The organism is Bradyrhizobium sp. SUTN9-2 (assembly GCF_003122645.1).
In the GTDB taxonomy this organism is placed as follows: domain Bacteria; phylum Pseudomonadota; class Alphaproteobacteria; order Rhizobiales; family Xanthobacteraceae; genus Bradyrhizobium; species Bradyrhizobium yuanmingense.
In genome coordinates this window covers 2,908,850-2,926,449 of the sequence record NZ_LAXE01000001.1, presented here as the reverse complement: position 1 = coordinate 2,926,449, position 17,600 = coordinate 2,908,850, and the positions used below count along the sequence as shown (strand labels likewise).

General features: G+C 65.6%; 14 protein-coding genes. 10 read left to right on the top strand and 4 right to left on the bottom strand.

What is annotated here, in order from left to right; genetic code table 11:
• Nucleotides 1-17 precede the first annotated feature (17 nt).
• The 7 genes from biuH (at nt 18) to XF30_RS13295 (ending at nt 7,789) form a co-directional block, all read left to right on the top strand.
• Nucleotides 18-701, top strand: a complete 684-nt coding sequence (gene biuH, locus XF30_RS13325; protein WP_057028619.1) for a biuret amidohydrolase — start codon at nt 18-20, stop codon at nt 699-701.
• The gene (locus tag XF30_RS13320) at nt 698-2,230 is read left to right on the top strand and encodes an ABC transporter ATP-binding protein (RefSeq protein WP_109142972.1); all 1,533 of its coding nucleotides are present in this window, start codon (nt 698-700) and stop codon (nt 2,228-2,230) included. The genes biuH and XF30_RS13320 overlap by 4 nt, the downstream gene beginning before the upstream one ends.
• Nucleotides 2,231-2,241: 11 nt before the next feature.
• On the top strand, nt 2,242-2,727 hold the full coding sequence (locus tag XF30_RS13315) for a nucleoside deaminase (RefSeq protein WP_036007727.1): 486 nt from the start codon (nt 2,242-2,244) through the stop codon (nt 2,725-2,727).
• A 359-nt stretch (nt 2,728-3,086) separates the two neighbouring features.
• Nucleotides 3,087-4,658, top strand: a complete 1,572-nt coding sequence (locus XF30_RS13310) for an ABC transporter ATP-binding protein (protein ID WP_109142971.1) — start codon at nt 3,087-3,089, stop codon at nt 4,656-4,658.
• Nucleotides 4,642-5,733: an ABC transporter permease gene (locus XF30_RS13305; RefSeq protein WP_109142970.1), complete on the top strand. Its 1,092-nt coding sequence runs from the start codon at nt 4,642-4,644 to the stop codon at nt 5,731-5,733. The genes XF30_RS13310 and XF30_RS13305 overlap by 17 nt, the downstream gene beginning before the upstream one ends.
• Entirely contained in the window at nt 5,720-6,637 is a 918-nt protein-coding gene (locus XF30_RS13300; protein WP_109142969.1) for an ABC transporter permease, read from the top strand. Before XF30_RS13305 ends, XF30_RS13300 begins: the two co-directional genes overlap by 14 nt.
• Before the next feature lie 75 nt (nt 6,638-6,712).
• The gene (locus XF30_RS13295) at nt 6,713-7,789 is read left to right on the top strand and encodes a BMP family ABC transporter substrate-binding protein (RefSeq protein ID WP_192893407.1); all 1,077 of its coding nucleotides are present in this window, start codon (nt 6,713-6,715) and stop codon (nt 7,787-7,789) included.
• Nucleotides 7,790-7,899: 110 nt separating this feature from the next.
• On the opposite strand, the gene XF30_RS13290 is transcribed toward XF30_RS13295, so the two are convergent.
• On the bottom strand, nt 7,900-9,249 hold the full coding sequence (locus tag XF30_RS13290) for an 8-oxoguanine deaminase (RefSeq protein ID WP_109142967.1): 1,350 nt from the start codon (nt 9,247-9,249) through the stop codon (nt 7,900-7,902).
• 146 nt (nt 9,250-9,395) lie between these two features.
• Here XF30_RS13290 and XF30_RS13285 point away from each other — a divergent pair, with 146 nt between their 5' ends.
• From XF30_RS13285 to XF30_RS13275, 3 genes are read left to right on the top strand one after another with little or no spacing between them, the layout of a single operon-like run.
• Complete coding sequence (locus XF30_RS13285; RefSeq protein WP_109142966.1) at nt 9,396-10,223, top strand: FAD binding domain-containing protein; 828 nt, start codon at nt 9,396-9,398, stop codon at nt 10,221-10,223.
• Nucleotides 10,220-12,943: a molybdopterin-dependent oxidoreductase gene (locus tag XF30_RS13280; protein ID WP_109142965.1), complete on the top strand. Its 2,724-nt coding sequence runs from the start codon at nt 10,220-10,222 to the stop codon at nt 12,941-12,943. Before XF30_RS13285 ends, XF30_RS13280 begins: the two co-directional genes overlap by 4 nt.
• A gap of 24 nt (nt 12,944-12,967) precedes the next feature.
• Nucleotides 12,968-14,365 (top strand): nucleobase:cation symporter-2 family protein, encoded by a 1,398-nt coding sequence (locus XF30_RS13275; protein WP_109142964.1) that lies wholly within the window; start codon nt 12,968-12,970, stop codon nt 14,363-14,365.
• A gap of 97 nt (nt 14,366-14,462) precedes the next feature.
• Here the strand turns inward: XF30_RS13275 and uraD are convergent, their stop codons facing one another.
• Genes uraD through XF30_RS13260 form a run of 3 tightly spaced genes read right to left on the bottom strand, consistent with a single transcriptional unit; the run spans nt 14,463 to nt 16,704 of the window.
• Nucleotides 14,463-15,350 (bottom strand): 2-oxo-4-hydroxy-4-carboxy-5-ureidoimidazoline decarboxylase, encoded by an 888-nt coding sequence (gene uraD / locus XF30_RS13270; RefSeq protein WP_192893406.1) that lies wholly within the window; start codon nt 15,348-15,350, stop codon nt 14,463-14,465.
• A gap of 4 nt (nt 15,351-15,354) precedes the next feature.
• Nucleotides 15,355-16,290 carry an allantoinase PuuE gene (gene puuE / locus XF30_RS13265; protein WP_109142962.1) on the bottom strand — a complete coding sequence of 312 codons (936 nt, stop codon included), beginning with the start codon at nt 16,288-16,290 and terminating at the stop codon, nt 15,355-15,357.
• Nucleotides 16,291-16,704, bottom strand: a complete 414-nt coding sequence (locus XF30_RS13260) for a DUF3830 family protein (protein WP_036045261.1) — start codon at nt 16,702-16,704, stop codon at nt 16,291-16,293.
• Nucleotides 16,705-17,600 lie beyond the last annotated feature (896 nt).

Genomic DNA, 17,600 nt, shown 5'->3' with positions numbered 1-17,600 from the left:
CACGCACGAGGTCGTCCATGCCCGAGCGCTACATCAAGTCCGAGCCCTATGCCTGGCCCTACAATGGTGATCTCCGCCCCGAGAACACGGCGCTGATCATCATCGACATGCAGACCGATTTCTGCGGCGTCGGCGGCTATGTCGACAAGATGGGCTACGACCTCTCGCTGACACGGGCACCTATCGAGCCGATCAAGCGGCTGCTCGCAGTGATGCGCAAGCAAGGCTTCCATATCATCCATACCCGCGAGGGCCACCGCCCCGATCTCTCCGACCTGCCCGCCAACAAGCGCTGGCGCTCGCGCCAGATCGGCGCCGGCATCGGCGATCCCGGCCCGTGCGGACGCATCCTGGTGCGCGGCGAGCCCGGCTGGGACATCATCGAAGAACTCGCGCCGCTACCGGGCGAGCCGATCATCGACAAGCCCGGCAAGGGCTCGTTCTGCGCCACCGATCTGGAGCTGATCCTGCGCGTGCGCGGCATCGAGAACATCGTGTTGACCGGGATCACGACCGACGTCTGCGTCCACACCACGATGCGCGAGGCCAACGACCGCGGCTTCGAATGCGTCCTGCTGCACGATTGCTGCGGCGCGACCGACAAGAGCAACCACGACCACGCGCTGAAGATGATCAAGATGCAGGGCGGCGTGTTCGGCGCAGTCTCGACCTCTGATGCCTTCATCGGAGCAATTTCGTGATCATCGGCGAAACGCCGCCGCCATCGGGCGCCTTCGGCGTCGATGCCATCGCCATGACCATGCGCTTCGGCGACTTCCTGGCGCTGGACAATGTCGAGCTGAAGGTGCGGCCGGGCTCGTTCCATGCGCTGCTCGGCGAGAATGGCGCCGGCAAATCCACCCTCGTCAAATGCATCATGGGCTATTACCACGCGACCGAAGGCGACATTCTCGTCGGCGGCCGCGAGCAGGCGATCGCCAACCCGAAGGATGCCCACGCGCTCGGCCTCGGCATGGTCTATCAGCATTTTACGCTGGTGCCGGCGATGACCGTTGCCGAAAATCTCGTGCTGGCGCGCGACGACGTGCCGGCCGTGGTGAACTGGCCGAAGGAGATGAAGGAGCTGGAGGCGTTCTTGGGCCGCATGCCTTTCAAGGTACCGCTCTCCGCAAAGGTCTCCGACATCTCTGCCGGCGAACGGCAGAAGTGCGAGATCCTCAAGCAGCTCTATCTGAAGCGGCGCTTCCTGATCCTGGATGAGCCGACCTCGGTGCTAACCCCGGCGGAAGCCGACGAGGTGCTCGGCATGCTCCGCGACATGGTTGTGAAGGGCGAGCTGACCATCCTGATGATCACGCACAAGTTCCGCGAGGTCATGGCGTTTGCCGATGACGTCACCATCCTGCGCCGCGGCAAGCTCGCTGGAGCCGGCAAGGTTTCCGAGCTGACGCCGGACGCGATGGCCCGCACCATGATCGGTGCCGAGGAGTTGACGGTGCAGCCGCCGCGCACCGGCGAAGCCGGTCAGGCCAGGCTGGAGCTCCAAAAGCTCCGCGCCCTGGACGATGCGGGCGCCGTTGCCGTGCACGATGTCTCGCTCACCGTTCGCGCCGGCGAGATCGTCGGCATCGCCGGCGTTTCCGGGAATGGCCAGCGCCAGCTCGTCGAGGTGCTGGCCGGCCAGCGCGAGGCCGAGAGCGGGGAGGTGCGCGTCGCCGGCGATCCCTATCACGCAAGCCGCGAGGAGATGCGGCGGCACAGGATGTCGCTGCTGCCCGAGGAGCCGCTGAAGAATGCCTGCGTCGGCGGCATGAGCGTCGCCGACAACATCGCCTTCCGAGAATTCGACCGCGCACCCTTTGCAAGTGGCGGCTGGTGGCTCAATCCCAGCGCCTTTCGCGACGACGCGAGGACGAAGATTGCCCGGTACAAGATCAAGACCCGCTCGCCCGATACGCCGATCTCGGCGCTGTCGGGCGGCAATGTGCAGCGGGCTGTGCTGGCCCGCGAGCTCGGCGGCGACGTCGAGGTGCTGATCGCCGCCAATCCCTGCTTCGGCCTCGATTTCGCGGCGGTGGCGCAGATCCATGCCGAGATCATGGCCGCACGCAACCGCGGCGCCGCCGTCCTGCTCGTCAGCGAGGACCTCGACGAACTGCTCGAACTGTCAGATCGGCTGGTGGTGATGTTCCACGGCGAATTCGTGTATGAAGCGCGGACCAGCGAAGCCGATCTCACGGTGGTCGGCCGCCACATGGCAGGGCACTGAACGGAGGATCGATGGGCGACGCATCCGGGCGGGACGAGCACTTTCTGCGCCTGTCTTTCGCGGTCGCCGGCCGTTCCCTCACCCATGGCAACCATCCCTTCGGCTGTATCGTCGTCGATGCCGACGGCAAGGTGCTGATCGAGACTGAGAACGGCTACATGCCGGATCGCGACGGCACCGCGCATGCCGAGCGTCTCGCAGCCACCCAGGCCTGCCGTACGCTCGATCGCGAGGTGCTGGCGAAGGCCACGCTCTATTCCTCAGCCGAACCCTGCGCGATGTGTGCCGGCGCGATCTACTGGGCCGGTATTGGCCGTGTCGTCTATGGCCTCAGCGAGCATCGCCTGCGCGGCATCACCGGCAACCATCCGGAAAATCCGACGCTCAACCTGCCATGCCGCGAGGTCTTTGCCAGCGGCCAGCGGCCGACGGAGGTCGTCGGCCCACTGCTCGAAGACGAAGCCGAAGCGCTGCACGACGCCGTTTGGACGAAGTAGCAGCACATCCCAAAGGGGACGACACCGTGGAGTGCCGCATTGAGGCAGCCATTGCGGCCGCTGCGCTCCCCGCGATGGACGACCGACGCGTCCGTTGCTCAACATGGCGTCAGGTCTGCGCAGCGGGTTCCGATTTGCCTTGGACCGTCACAAATTTGCAACAGGCACCGCTCGCAGACGCGATCGCCCCCAACCGTCCGGGTGCTGTTTGCGGGATATGATTGCTCGGAATCGATGACCGGCGCTGGGCCGAGAGCCTGCCGACGCGTTGAGCAAGGGATGATGCTTTTTCACATCTTACGCCGGGGTCCAAACTGGCCCAGTATTGAGGCACGTCACCCATGCAAGCGCATCAACGAATGTTAGATCCGACATCCAACGGCCAGCATTCCGGCGAGTCCCCGCTCCTGAGGACCATCGGCCTCACCAAACGCTATGGCGATTTCCTCGCCAACGATTGCATCGATATCGAGATCCGGCCGAGGGAAATCCACGCCCTGCTGGGCGAGAACGGCGCCGGCAAGTCGACGCTGGTCAAGGCGATCTACGGACTGATCCAGCCCAGCGCCGGCGAGATTCACTGGCAGGGCGAGCGGATCGTGCTGTCCGGTCCGTCCGAAGCGCGCATCCGCGGCATCGGCATGGTGTTCCAGCACTTCTCGCTGTTCGACAATCTCACGGTTGCCGAGAACGTCGCGCTCGGCCTCGACGGCAAGGAATCCTTCAAGGACATGTCGGCCCGGCTGGAACAGGTGTCGAAGACTTACGGTCTGCCGCTCGATCCCAGGCGTGAGGTGTGGCAACTCTCCGTCGGCGAGCGTCAGCGCATCGAGATCGTCCGCGCCCTGATGCAGGATCCGAAATTCCTGATCCTGGACGAGCCCACCGCGGTGCTGACGCCGCAGGAGGCTGACCAGCTCTTCATCGTGCTGGATCGCCTCAAGGCCGAGGGCCGCGCCATCCTCTATATCAGCCACAAGCTGGAGGAGGTGAAGCGGCTCTGCGACGCCGCGACGATCCTGCGCGGCGGCAGGAAGGTCGAGACCTGCAACCCGCGGCTCGAAACCGCCGCCTCACTTGCGCGGATGATGGTCGGCGGCGAGGTCAAGGAGGTGAAGGGCGCATCCGGCCGCAAGACCACCGTGCCGCGGCTCGTCGTCAACGATCTCTCGCTGGCTCCCGTCGAAGCGCACGGCGTACGGCTCGAGCACATCTCATTCGAGCTGAAGGGCGGCGAGATTCTCGGCATCGCCGGCGTCGCCGGTAACGGCCAGGACGAATTGTTCGCAGCGCTCTCCGGCGAGCGCCTCGCGAAGGCCCCCGGGACGGTGGTGATCGAGGGCATCGCCGCCGGTCACCTTTCGATCACCCAGCGGCGCAAGCTGGGGGCGGCCTTCGTTCCCGAGGAGCGACTCGGCCACGGCACCGCGCCGCGGATGAGACTGTCGGAGAACGCGCTGCTCACCGGCCATGCCGCCAGCGGCATGGTCCGTCGCGGATTCATCGATACGGCGGCTACGCTGAGAACGGTCGACCGCGCCACCGAAACCTTCGACGTCCGCAAGGCCAAGCGCGATCCCGAGGCCGCCAGCCTGTCCGGCGGCAATCTGCAGAAGTTCATCGTGGGACGCGAGATCCTGCGCAATCCCGCGGTACTGGTGGTGAGCCAGCCGACCTGGGGCGTCGATGCCGGCGCCGCCGCCGTCATCCGTCAGGCGCTGCTTGATCTCGCCACCGCAGGCGCCGCGGTACTCGTGACCAGCCAGGATCTCGACGAGCTCGCCGAGATTGCCGACCGCATCGCCGTGATGTTCCACGGCAAGCTGTCGGCTCCGCTCTCGGCACGCGAAGCAAGCCGCGAGAAGCTGGGCCTTCTGATGGGCGGCAGCAGCCTGCAGCCAAAGGAGATCGCGCATGCAGCTGGTGCTTGAGAAGCGTGCCGAGCGCTCTGGCACGATCGCGCTGGTGTCCCCCCTGATCGCGATTGGCCTCACGATCGTGACCATGGTCATCCTGTTCGCGATCCTTGGCAAGAATCCACTGCTTGCCCTGCACGCCTATTTCATTGCGCCCCTCACCGATGGCTATTCGCTCCAGGAGATCGCGGTGAAGGCGACGCCGCTGGTGATGATCGCGATCGGCCTGTCGCTGTGCTATCTCGCCAACGCCTGGAACATCGGCGCCGAAGGGCAATTCCTGATCGGCGCAGTCGCGGGAAGCTGGATCGCGGTGAAGACGCAAGGTACTGATGCCGGCGCCTGGGTGCTGCCGGCTATGCTCGTCCTCGCCGCCGCTGCGGGCGCGCTCTATGCGCTGATCCCGGCGATCTGCAAGGTGAAATTCGGCGCCAGCGAGATCCTGACCAGCCTGATGCTGGTCTATGTCGCCGACCTCTTCCTCGACTATCTCGTGCGCGGCCCCTGGCGCGATCCGCACGGCTTCAATTTCCCGACCACGGCCGAGTTCGATCCGGTAGCGACCGTGCCGTTGCTGATCGAAGGCGGCCGGCTGCATCTCGGCTCCATCATCGCCCTGCTCGTCGTCGCGGCAGCCGCGATCCTGCTCGGGCGCACCATCAAGGGTTTCGAGATCCGCGTGGTCGGCGCCGCGCCGCGCGCCGCGCGGTTCGGCGGCTTCAACGCCAACCAGCTCATCATCCTGACCTTCGCCGTCTCCGGGGCGCTGGCCGGGCTTGCCGGCATCATCGAGGTGGCGGGTCCAGTCGGGCATCTCCAGCCCGGCATCTCGCCAGGCTACGGCTTTACCGCGATCATCGTCGCTTTCCTCGGCCGGCTGAACCCGCTTGGAATATTAGTTGCAGGCCTCTTCCTCGCGTTGACCTTTATCGGCGGCGAGCAGGCGCAGATCGCGATGAAGATTCCGCTGGACGTCACCAAGGTCTTTCAGGGCATTCTGCTGTTTTACGTGCTCGCCTGCGACTCCCTCATTCTCTACCGCTTCAAGCTGGTGTTCCCGAACAAGGTGGTGGCCCGTGGAGCTGGTTGAGGCCATCATCCTGGCGGTACTCGCCGCGTCGACGCCGCTGTTGCTGGCCGCGACAGGCGAACTCGTGGCCGAGCGTTCCGGCGTGCTCAACCTCGGGGTCGAAGGCATGATGATCGTCGGCGCGGCCTGTGGCTTTGCCGGCGCCTGGCTGACCGGATCGATCTTTATCGGCGCGCTGTTCGGCATCGTCGCGGGCACGCTGATGTCGCTCGTCTTCGCGCTGATGGCACTCGGGCTCGCCGTCAACCAGGTCGCAACCGGCCTCGCGCTGACCATCTTGGGTGTTGGCCTCTCGGGTCTGATCGGCGCCGGCTTCGTCGGCGAGCGCATCACGCCGGCCGTGCAACTCGTCATTCCCGGTCTCACTAATGTCCCCCTGATCGGCCGCGTGCTGTTCGGCGAGAATGGTTTCGTCTATTTCTCGATCGCACTGATCGTCGCGGTTTGGTGGTTCCTGTACCGCACCCGGGCAGGCTTGATCCTCCGCGCCTGCGGCGACAATCACGTTTCCGCGCATGCGCTCGGCTATCCCGTCCTGCGCATCCGCACCCTCGCCGTGATGTTCGGCGGCGCCTGCGCGGGTCTTGCGGGCGCCTATTTGCCGCTCGCCTATACGCCGTTCTTCATTCCGGGCATGACCGCCGGCCGCGGTTGGATCGCACTGGCGCTAGTGGTGTTCTCGTCCTGGCGGCCGGGCCGGCTCGTCATCGGCGCCTATCTGTTCGGCGCGGTGACGATCCTGCAACTGCATGCGCAAGGATGGGGCGTCGGCATTCCCTCGCAATTCATGTCGGCGCTGCCTTATCTCGCGACGGTCATCGTGCTGGTCCTTATCTCCCGAGCGCGCACCGGCGGCTCGACCGCGCCGGCTGCGCTCGGTACGGTGTTCGTGCCTGACCGCTGAGTTTCATTCCAAGGCGTGCGCGATGGGGCGCGCATGCTGCGGATCGTGGCTTCCCCCGAAGTTTGGAGATCGATGATGAGGAAATCACTTCTTGCACTGGCTGCCGGGCTCTTGCTCGCTGGGAGCGTCAGTGCGGCCTCCGCCGCCGACAAGCTGAAAGTCGGCTTCGTTTATCTCGGTCCGATTGGAGACCTCGGCTGGACCTATCAGCACGACCTCGGTCGCCAGGCGCTGGTGAAAGAACTGGGCGACAAGATCGAGACCACGTATCTCGAGAACGTGCCCGAAGGCCCGGACTCCGAGCGGGCAATCGAGCAGCTCGTCCGCGCCGGCAACAAACTGATCTTCACCACATCGTTCGGCTACATGGATCCGACGCTGAAGGTCGCCAAGAAATATCCGAACGTGCATTTCGAGCACGCCACCGGCTACAAGCGCAACCCGAACATGTCGACCTACTCGGCGAAATGGTATCAGGGCCGCTACATTCAAGGCCTGATTGCGGCCAAGATGTCGAAGTCGGGCGTGCTCGGCTATATCGGCTCGTTCCCAATTCCGGAGGTCGTCTCCGGCATCAACGCGACGATACTGGCGGCGCAGACCATCAATCCGAACATCAAGGTCAAGATCATCTGGGCCAACACTTGGTTCGACCCAGGCAAGGAGGCCGACGCCGCCAAGGCGCTGATCGACCAGGGTGCCGACGTCATCATGCAGCACACGGATTCGCCCGCCGCCATGCAGATCGCCAGCGAACGTGGCAAGCTGGCCTTCGGCCAGGATTCCGAAATGATCCAGTTCGGGCCAAAGGCTCAGCTGACCTCGATCATCAACAACTGGGGGCCCTACTATATCGAGCGGGTCAAGGCCGAGCTCGCCGGCACCTGGAAGTCCGAGGACACCTGGGGTGGTCTCGACAGCCGCATGTTCGCGATGGCGCCCTACACCAACATGCCTGACGATGTGAAAAAAATGGCTGAGGATGCCCAGGCCGCGATCACCGCGGGCAAGCTGCATCCGTTCAAATGCCCGATCGTTGGGCAGGACGGCAAGCCGGTCGAATGCAAGGGCGGCGGTCACCTGGATGACGGCCAGATCCTCGGCATGAATTTCTACGTGAAAGGCATCGACGACAAGCTGCCGGGCAAGTAGCACGCTTCTTGCATTGACTAAATCACCTGCTCCTCCCGGAGGAGGTTCGGAGGGGGTGGCCAGAAGCACCCGGCACTTGTGGCTGCCCCCTCTTTCTCTATTTCGCCCGGCTATCCAGCCTGCATGGCCCGCGCCGCGGAACTGTGGCGGCGGATGAGGTCTGCCACATCGAGACCCGGGATCGCACCGTCGATCACCGCCCATTTTCCAGCCACCATCACCCGGTCGGCGCGATGCGCCCCGCACAGCACGAGCGCAGCGAGCGGATCGCCGTGGCCGGAGAAGCGCAGCTCGTCGAGCCGGAACAGCGCAAGATCGGCGGCCTTGCCGACGGCGATGTCGCCGAGTTCCGGCCGGCCCACACATGCCGCCGAGCCCTTGGTGGCCCAGCGCAACGCATCCTTGTGGCTGACCTTCGTGACGCCATAACGCGCGCGTTGCAGCAGGAACGCGGCCCGCACCTCCTGCATGAGGTTGGATCCGTCGTTGGAGGCCGAGCCGTCGACACCAATGCCGATCCCGACGCCGGCCTCTTCCATGTCGCACACCGGGCAACAGCCCGACGCGAGCAGCTGGTTGCTGCACGCACAATGGCTGACGGTCGTGCCGGCCTTGCCGAGCCGTCTCATCTCGTCCGGATTGAAGAAGATTCCATGGGCGAGCCAGGTGCGCGCATTGAGCCAACCGCATTGCTCGAGATAGTCGAGCGGACGGCAGCCATACATCTGCTGGCAGAAGCTGTTCTCGTCCTCGGTTTCGGCGAGATGGGTGTGCAGGCGCACGTCGAGCTTGTCGGCGAGATCGGCCGTGGCGCGCATCAGCGACGTCGTCACCGAGAACGGCGAGCATGGCGCGAGCGCAATCTGCACCATCGCATCCGCGCCGCGCTGGTGATGCTTGGCGACCACGCGGGCGCTATCGGCGAGAATGGTGTCCTCGTCCTGCACGACACTGTCGGGCGGCAAGCCGCCGTCGCGCTGTGACAGGTTCATCGAGCCGCGCGTGAGCAGCACGCGCACGCCGAGGCGCTTCGCCACCGCCACCTCGATATCGACGGCGTCTTCGAGTCCGGGCGGGAAGACGTAGTGGTGATCCGTCGTGGTGGTGCAGCCGGAGAGCAACAGCTCGGACATCGCCACGGTGACGCCGAGCTCGAGCGCTTCCGGCGTCAGCCTCGCCCACACCGGATAGAGCGCCTGGAGCCAGGGGAACAGCTCGCGGTCCATCGCGGCCAGCAGCGCCCGCGTCAGCGTCTGGTAGAAGTGATGATGGGTATTGATCAGGCCCGGCAGCACGACGTGTTCGCCCGCATCGAACACTGCGACATCGGCGGTTGCGGGCACACCGCCCGCCGGCACGAGCTCGACGATCCGGCCGTCCTTCACGACAATGCCGCGCTCGGCCCCGTCGGCGAGGATGGCCAGGGGATCCCTGATCCAGGTCGAACTTGCCTCAGTCATGATCCTGCTTCTCCTCGCCCACCCTGACGGCGGACCTGCAAGGCCGAGGACGATTGCGTCCTTGCTTCGACTTGTTGTTGCCACTTGGCTCCCGTCTTGCAACACTTCGCTCGGACCATTCAACCGTCGGAAGCGTTGGCGCAGCCATGGACTTGAATACCATCACAGCCGTCGCCCATCCGCAAACGCGCGCGCAGCTGCCCGTTTGGACGGCAGGTGATGCTTGGCTCGCGGGCGGCACCTGGCTGTTCTCGGAGCCGCAAACGCATCTGACGCGACTGATCGATCTCACCGATCTGAAATGGCCGGCACTTGCGATCACAGAGAGCCACCTCTCGATCGCCGCCACTTGCACCATCGCAGAGCTCGATGGACTCGCCTGCCCCTCTGATTGGCTCGCAGCGCCGCTGATCAACCAGTGCTGCCGGGCCTTCCTTGCCTCATTCAAGATCTGGAAGACCGCGACCGTCGGCGGCAATCTCTGCATGTCGCTGCCGGCGGGACCGATGATCTCGCTGACGTCGGCACTCGACGGCGTCTGCACCATCTGGAAGGCCGGCGGCGGTGAACAGAGGCTTCCGGTCACCGAATTCGTCACCGGCAACCAGCGCAATCGCCTGACGCCAGGCGACCTGCTCCGGCAGATCGACATCCCGCTTCCCGCGCTGAAGCGCCGCACGGCCTTCCGCCAGATCTCGCTGGCGCCCGTCGGCCGCTCCGCGGCGCTGCTGATCGGCAGTCTCGAAGCCGATGATACGCTGACACTCACGGTCACCGCGTCGACGGTGCGGCCGATCCAGCTGCGCTTCCGCAAAGCCCTAGACGCAGGCGCGCTGCGCGCCGCGCTCATGCAGGAGATTACCGATGATCTGTACCACACGGACATCCATGGCGCGCCACTCTGGCGCAAGCACATGACGCTGCGCCTGGCCGAGGACATTCGCGTCGAGCTGCTGGGAGCGATACCCGCATGAGCCTGGAGGTCAATGGCGAGGCATTTTCCCAGGAGCCGCGCGCCGGCCAGTGCCTGCGCACGTTCCTGCGCGAGCTCGGCCATTTCGGCGTGAAAAAGGGCTGCGATGCCGGCGACTGCGGCGCCTGCACCGTACTGCTGGACGGCGAGCCGGTGCACAGCTGCCTGATCCCGGCGTTCCGGGCCGAGGGCCGCAGCGTGACCACGATCGAAGGCCTTGACGGCGATCACGGCACGCATCCGATGCAGCAGGCCTTCCTCGATGCGCAGGGCTTTCAATGCGGGTTCTGCACCGCCGGCATGATCCTGACCTGCGCCTCGCTGAACCAGGCGCAGCGCACCGATCTCGGCACGGCGCTGAAAGGCAATATCTGCCGCTGCACCGGCTATCGGTCGATCGAGGACGCGATCCTCGGCAAGACCAATGTCGAGGCGAGCGTCGAGGCCGGCGCCGCCTTCGGCCGCAGCCTGCCCGCCCCCGCAGGCCCCGATGTGGTCCGCGGCACGGCACGCTACACCTTCGACACCGCAATCGATGGTCTGCTGCACATCAAGCTGCTGCGCTCGCCGCATGCGCACGCGAGGATCGTCGCGATCGACAAGTCGGACGCGCTGAGCATCCCCGGAGTGCACGCCGTGCTGACGCACGAGGATGCGCCGTCCGTACTGATCTCGACGGCGCGGCATGAGAAAGACTGGATGGACCCGGAGGATACCCGCGTCCTCGACGATGTCGTCCGTTTCATCGGCCAGAAGGTTGCCGCCGTCGTCGCCGAGACCGAAGCCGCCGCGGAGGCTGCGTGCCGCAAGCTGAAGGTCAGCTACGAGATCCTGCCGGCGCTGATCGATCCCGAGCAGGCGATGGCCCCGGGTTCGCCGGTCGTTCATCCCGACCGCACAGCTGCGAACCGCGTTGCCGATGCCCAGCGCAACCTGGTCGCGGAGACGCATGGCGAGTTCGGCGATGTCGCATCGGCGCTTGCAACATCTGCCGCCACCTATGAGGCTACTTTCCACAGTCACCGCGTGCAGCACGCGGCGCTCGAGACCCATGGCGGCCTCGCCTGGCTCGATGATTCCGGCGTTCTCACCGTCCGCACCTCGACGCAGGTGCCGTTCCTGACCCGGCGTGCGCTGTCGGACATCTTCCAGCTTCCCATGGACAAGGTCCGCGTGTTCTGCGAACGCGTCGGGGGCGGTTTTGGCGGCAAGCAGGAGATGTTCGTCGAGGACATCCTGGCGCTTGCCGCGCTGAAGACCGGGCGGCCGGTCAAGCTGGAGCTGACACGCGAGGAGCAGTTCATCGCGACCTCGACGCGGCATCCGATGCGGATCCACGTCAAGGCCGGCGCCGATGCGGGCGGCAAGCTTACCGCGCTTCAGCTCGACGTGCTCTCCAACACCGGCGCCTACGGCAATCATGCCGGCCCGGTGATGTTCCACGCGCTGGCGGAGTCCATCGCCGTCTACAATTGCCCGAACAAGCGGGTCGACGGCGTCGCCGTCTACACCAACACCGTGCCGGCGGGCGCGTTTCGCGGCTATGGCCTGCCGCAGGCGCTGATCGCGGTGGAAGCGGCGATCGACGAACTGGCGGGGCAGCTCGGAATCAGCCCCTACGAGATGCGCCGGCGCAATATCGTGAGGCCCGGCGATCCCATGCTGTCGCCGCCGCCGTCCGAATATCACGACGTGCTCTACGGCTCCTACGGGCTCGACCAGTGCCTCGATCTCGTCGAGCGCGCGATGCAGGCCGATGGCCCGCAGCCGGAGCTGTCGCCGGATTGGCTGATCGGCGACGGCATCGCGCTGACCATGATCGACACCGTGCCGCCGGCCGGCCACTTCGCCGATGCAACGATCGCGCTCAACGACGACGGAGGCTTCGACCTCACCGTCGGCACGGCCGAGTTCGGCAACGGCACCAGCACCGTGCATCGCCAGATCGCGGCGACCACGCTGGCGACCACCGTCGACAAGATTCGTCTGCGCCAGTCCGACACCGCCCATGGCGGCCACGACACCGGCGCGTATGGCAGCGCCGGCACTTTCGTTGCGGGCAAGGCGACGCATGCGGCAGCCATGCAGCTTGCGAGCGAGCTGAAGGCGGCAGCCGCCGGCGCCTGGCTGTGCGATGTGGAGACTTGCGCGCTCGATGCGGACTCCGTCGTCAGCGGCGTCCGCCGCATGCCTTTTACGGAGCTGGCGAAGCTCGCCCGCGAGCGCGACCGGCCGTTCGCAGGCAGCGGCACGTCCGGCGGCACGCCGCGATCGGTGGGGTTCAACGTGCAGGGCTTTCGCGTCGCGGTGAACAAGGCGACCGGCGAGCTCCGGATTCTCAGGAGCGTGCACGCCGCGGACGCGGGCGTCGTCGCCAATCCCATGCAGTGCCGCGGACAGGTCGAAGGCGGCGTGGCGCAGGCGCTCGGCGCTGCGCTCTACGAGGAGATGGTGATCGACGCGAGCGGGCGCGTCACCAATCCGAAATTCCGCGACTACCACCTGCCCTCTTTCGCCGACGTGCCGCGCACGGAGGTCCTCTTCGCCGAGACGTCCGACACGATCGGCCCGCTCGGCGCGAAGTCCATGAGCGAGAGCCCTTACAATCCGGTCGCCGCCGCGCTCGGCAACGCGATCGCAGACGCCACCGGCATTCGCTTTACTGCGCCGCCCTTCAAGCCGGACCGGCTGTTTCCGGCGCTCCATGACAAATTTGGCTAGATAGATGTTTCGGGGGATACATCCATGAGCAACGACGTCCATCCCGTCGACGAGGTCCTGCCGGTCCCGCGCCTGCTCGCGCTCGGGCTCCAGCACGTGCTGGTGATGTATGCCGGCGCGGTCGCGGTCCCCCTCATCATCGGCCGCGCGCTGAAGCTGCCGCCGGAGGACGTCGCCTTCCTGATCAGCGCCGACCTGTTCGCCTGCGGACTTGTGACGCTGGTCCAGTGCCTCGGCTTCCCCGGCGTCGGCATCCGCCTGCCCGTGATGATGGGCGTGACCTTTGCGTCGGTCGGCCCGATGCTGTCGATGGCGGCTTCACCGGAAATCGGCCTGCTCGGCATCTACGGCTCCGTGATCGCCGCCGGTCTGTTCGGCATCGTCGTTGCGCCGTTCGTCAGCCGGCTGCTGCCGCTGTTTCCTCCCGTCGTCACCGGCACCATCATTCTCATCATCGGCATCTCCCTGATGCGCGTCGGCATCAACTGGGCCGGCGGCGGCCTGCCGACGTTGACGAAGGTGGTCGACGGCGTTTCCGGCAGCTTTCCCAATCCGGCCTATGGGCAATTGCAGGGGCTCGGCATCTCGCTGTTCGTGCTGCTCTTCATCCTCGGCCTGATCAAATGGGGCAGCGGGTTTCTCGCCAACGTCGCCGTGCTGATCGGCATCATCGCCGGCGCGGTGCTCGCGAGCATTCTGGGCGTGATGCATTTCGACAAGGTCGCCGCCGCCTCCTGGGGCGCACTCGTGATTCCCTTCCGCTTCGGCATGCCGCAATTCCACCTGGTGCCTGTCATCACCATGTGCATCGTCATGATCGTGGTGATGATCGAATCGCTCGGTATGTTCCTGGCGCTTGGCGAGATCACCGGCAAGGCCGTCGACCGCGAAGCCCTGAGCCGCGGCTTACGCGCCGACGGGCTCGGCACGTTGCTCGGCGGCATCTTCAACACGTTTCCCTATACCTCGTTTTCGCAGAACGTCGGCCTCGTCTCAGTCACGGCCGTGCGCTCGCGCTGGGTGACGGTGACGGGCGGCTGCATCCTGCTCGTGCTCGGGCTGTTGCCGAAGCTCGCCGCGCTGGTGGAGGCGGTGCCGCTGGTCGTGCTCGGCGGCGCCGGCCTCGTGATGTTCGGCATGGTGGCGGCCACCGGCGCACGCATCCTGGCCGCGGTCGATTTCCGCAACAACCGCTACAATCTCTTCATTGTCGCGATCTCGATCGGCTTTGGATTGATCCCGCTCGTTGCTCCCGGTTTTTTCCGCAATCTGCCGCACAATCTGCATCCGCTGCTGGAGTCCGGCATCCTGCTCTGCGCGGTCGTGTCGGTGCTGCTCAATGCCTTCTTCAACGGGTTGAGCGGTGGCGCTGCCGCGGAGGCCGACGCGGCGTCAGCCGCCGCATCGGCACAGCATGTCTAAAGCGCGATGCGACTAGGATGAATCGTCATCGCGCTTTGGATTATTGTTTAAGCATGATCTTGTCGGAAAACCGCTACGCACTTTTCCGGATCATGCTCTAGCTGCCGCGATAGGTCGAGTAACTCCAGGGCGTGACCAGCAGCGGCACGTGGTAATGGCTTTCCGGCTCGCTGATCGCAAAGCGCAGCGTGATCTCGTCGAGGAACGGCGGATCGGACAGCGGCACGTTGCGCGCGGCGTAATATTTGGCGACGCTGAAGCGCAGCTCGTAGCGGCCGATCGGCAGCGGACGGCCGCCGATCAGCGGCTGGTCGGTGCGGCCATCGGCATTGGTCACCGTGCGCGCGATGACGCGGATCTCGCCAAGGCTCGCGAGCTCCACGAGCTCGATCGGGATGCTAGGTGCGGGCTTGCCGATCTGGTTGTCCAGCACATGGGTCGAGAGCCGGCCGTGCACCTTCAGCCTGTCGTCGGCGGCGACCAGCTGGTCGAGCCGCAGCGCCGAGATGCGGCCGATCTCCTCGATCGCACGCCTTATCTCGGTCTTGGCGATGTTGAGCAGCCGCGCCTCGAAGTCGCGCAGCACGGAATCCTTGGTGTGACGGCGCACACAGACGATGTAGGGGAAGCCGAACTTGTCGCGGTAGGCGTTGTTGGCCCGCTCGAACGCGGAATATTCGGCATCCGACAGCCGGTCGAGCCCTGCGCTGTTCTGCTCGTCGGTCGATTCCGCGGTGAGGCCCGCGGCGCGCTGCGTCTTGTTGGCGAGATCGGGATGCGCCCGGATCAGCGCCAGCTGCACGTCAGGCTCGGCACTCTGGATCGCGGCCATCAGCGCGGCGTGCAGCTCGTTGATGCCGGCGAACGGCCGCTTTGCCGCGAGCTGCTCGGCGATCCACGGCGAATATTCGACGACGTTGGCGAGCGCCGCGACGAAGTCGGCCGTGCTTGCAGCGTTGAGATCGGCGAGCGAAATCTGCGACATCATCTCACCCGATCTCGAATGCGTCGGCGGCAAGATGGGCGTGCTTCTCGTGCCAGTGCTGCGCGATCTGCAACCGGGTCGGCACCCAGACGCGCTCATGCTTGCCGATATAGTCGAGGAAGCGGATCAGGCCCGCTGCGCGGCCGGGCCGGCCCGCGAGGCGGCAATGCAGGCCGACCGACATCATCTTCGGCGCGGTTTCGCCCTCCGCGTAGAGCACGTCGAAGGCGTCCTTCAGATAAGTATAGAACTGCTCGCCCTCGGCAAACCCTTGCGGGTTGATGAACCGCATGTCGTTGGCATCGAGCGTATAGGGAATGATGAGCTGCTTGCCGCTGGCGCCCTTGACCCAATAGGGCAGATCGTCGGCATAGGAGTCGCAGAGATAGAGGAAGCCGCCCTCCTCCATCAGCAGACGGTTGGTGTTGATCGAGGAGCGCCCGGTGTACCAGCCGAGCGGACGTGCGCCGGTCGCCTCGGTATGCACGCGGATGGCCTCGGCGATCTCGGCGCGCTCCTGCGCCTCGGTCATGTCCTTGTGCTCGATCCATTTCAGGCTGTGGCTGGCGATATCCCAGCCCGCCTCCTTCATCGCAGCGACAATCTCGGGATTGCGCTTGAGCGCGGTGGCGACGCCGAACACCGTGGTCGGCCAGCTCCGCTCGTTGAACATCCGCCACAGCCGCCAGAAGCCGGCGCGCGAGCCATATTCGAACATGGATTCGATGTTGGCGTGGCGCTGGCCGGGCCAGGGCTGCGCGCCGAGCACGTCGGACAGAAAGGCTTCCGAGGCGCGGTCGCCGTGCAGGATGTTGTTCTCGCCGCCTTCCTCGAAATTGACGACGAACTGCACCGCGACCCGCGCGTCACCAGGCCATTGCGGATGCGGCGGGTTGCGGCCGTAGCCGCGGAGATCGCGCGGGTAGCGGGGCTCGGTCACTCAGACTTCCTCGAAGCGGATCGGCAGCGCGCCCTTCCACAGCACGCTCTTGCCCAGCGTTGCGAGGTTCTCCAGGCCCGAGGTCAGCGTGATGAAATGGTTGCCGGCGAGCTGACCCATCTTGCTCGCGAAATGCACGCCGCCATAGGCCAGCAGGATCTCGGTTTCGCTGATGCCGCCGGGATAGAGGATGATCTGGCCGGGGGCGGGATAGCTGGTGTGGTTCTCGTAGCCGACGCCGAAGTCGAGGTCGCCGAGCGGCATCCACACGCCCTCGCCACTCCAGCGCACATGGATGATGTGGCTTTCGAACGGCAGCGCCTTGCGGAAGGCGGCGACGGTTTTGGGCGCCGCCTGCTCCTCGAAACGGGCATCGAAGGTGAAGTCGCCGGCGCGGATAACGAGTTTGCTCATCTCATCTCTCTGGATCGGGGGCGATGCGCCCACGGGGAACTTTCAGCAAAAAGCACTCCCGACCGTTTCGCGCAAGTGGCGCGGGAGGCTCTCGTATAAGTTGGGGCACGCCACCCGGCGTGCCCGATCGCCTGAAAGCTGGGTGCCATTGAACCGGATTGCAGGAGGTGAGTCCACCGGCAGAATTGCCGGGCAAAGGGGCGCCGGCGCGGATGCGCTGCGTCCGGGGCACGAGAGCTGAGCGTGGTGCTGCGTTCGGAACGACGAAGATGAGGCGATGGTGCGTTCTCCGAGTAACACTGTCATTCCCCGCCTTGTACGCAATCGCGCACTGGAGCGGGGAATCCAGTACGCCGCGGCCTCTCGATTCAATCACTGGCGTCTCGGAGTACTGGATCGCCCGGTCAAGCCGGGCGATGACACCGAATGTGTGGACGCAGACGTGCGTACTCGGCCTCGCGGCTGCTTCGCCCGAGCTTTGCTTCGTCTCGCCGCCCTCATAGCCAAGAGGGCGCAGGGAAGGCCGGGTGCCGGCGGCACCCGCGGTCCACTGCGCTAGAGCACACGCAGGAAGAACCGCACAGCAGCATACAGGTGAAGCCCAACACACGGCCTTCCCTGCGCGATGGTCGGACGGCTTATGCCGCGCTCTCCCGGGAGCCGAGTTCCCTCTGGCCTCCCTCGCTCCCGCGAAAGTCGCCGGCACCGCGCCGGTTGACGCCAATGCTGCATTCGCCAGAGCTTGACCGTAGCAACGACGGCCAGGACCACACGGTTTTGCCGTACGCGCGGTCCGTTGGCGCCGCAGGGTTCGACGGCGTTGTGCACGTTGCCATCGAAATGCCGGCGCGACGAACCTGACAGCGCCGCTCGTCCGTACGAAGCTTAGGGGCTCA

Bases quoted from the DNA above. Each gene is read 5' to 3' on its own strand.
- biuH (WP_057028619.1), top strand. From the start codon at position 18: ATGCCCGAGCGCTACATCAAGTCCGAGCCCTATGCCTGGCCCTACAAT.
- XF30_RS13315 (WP_036007727.1), top strand. From the start codon at position 2,242: ATGGGCGACGCATCCGGGCGGGACGAGCACTTTCTGCGCCTGTCTTTC.
- XF30_RS13310 (WP_109142971.1), top strand. From the start codon at position 3,087: ATGTTAGATCCGACATCCAACGGCCAGCATTCCGGCGAGTCCCCGCTC.
- XF30_RS13305 (WP_109142970.1), top strand. From the start codon at position 4,642: ATGCAGCTGGTGCTTGAGAAGCGTGCCGAGCGCTCTGGCACGATCGCG.
- XF30_RS13295 (WP_192893407.1), top strand. From the start codon at position 6,713: ATGAGGAAATCACTTCTTGCACTGGCTGCCGGGCTCTTGCTCGCTGGG.
- XF30_RS13290 (WP_109142967.1), bottom strand. From the start codon at position 9,249: ATGACTGAGGCAAGTTCGACCTGGATCAGGGATCCCCTGGCCATCCTC.
- XF30_RS13285 (WP_109142966.1), top strand. From the start codon at position 9,396: ATGGACTTGAATACCATCACAGCCGTCGCCCATCCGCAAACGCGCGCG.
- XF30_RS13280 (WP_109142965.1), top strand. From the start codon at position 10,220: ATGAGCCTGGAGGTCAATGGCGAGGCATTTTCCCAGGAGCCGCGCGCC.
- XF30_RS13275 (WP_109142964.1), top strand. From the start codon at position 12,968: ATGAGCAACGACGTCCATCCCGTCGACGAGGTCCTGCCGGTCCCGCGC.
- uraD (WP_192893406.1), bottom strand. From the start codon at position 15,350: ATGTCGCAGATTTCGCTCGCCGATCTCAACGCTGCAAGCACGGCCGAC.
- XF30_RS13260 (WP_036045261.1), bottom strand. From the start codon at position 16,704: ATGAGCAAACTCGTTATCCGCGCCGGCGACTTCACCTTCGATGCCCGT.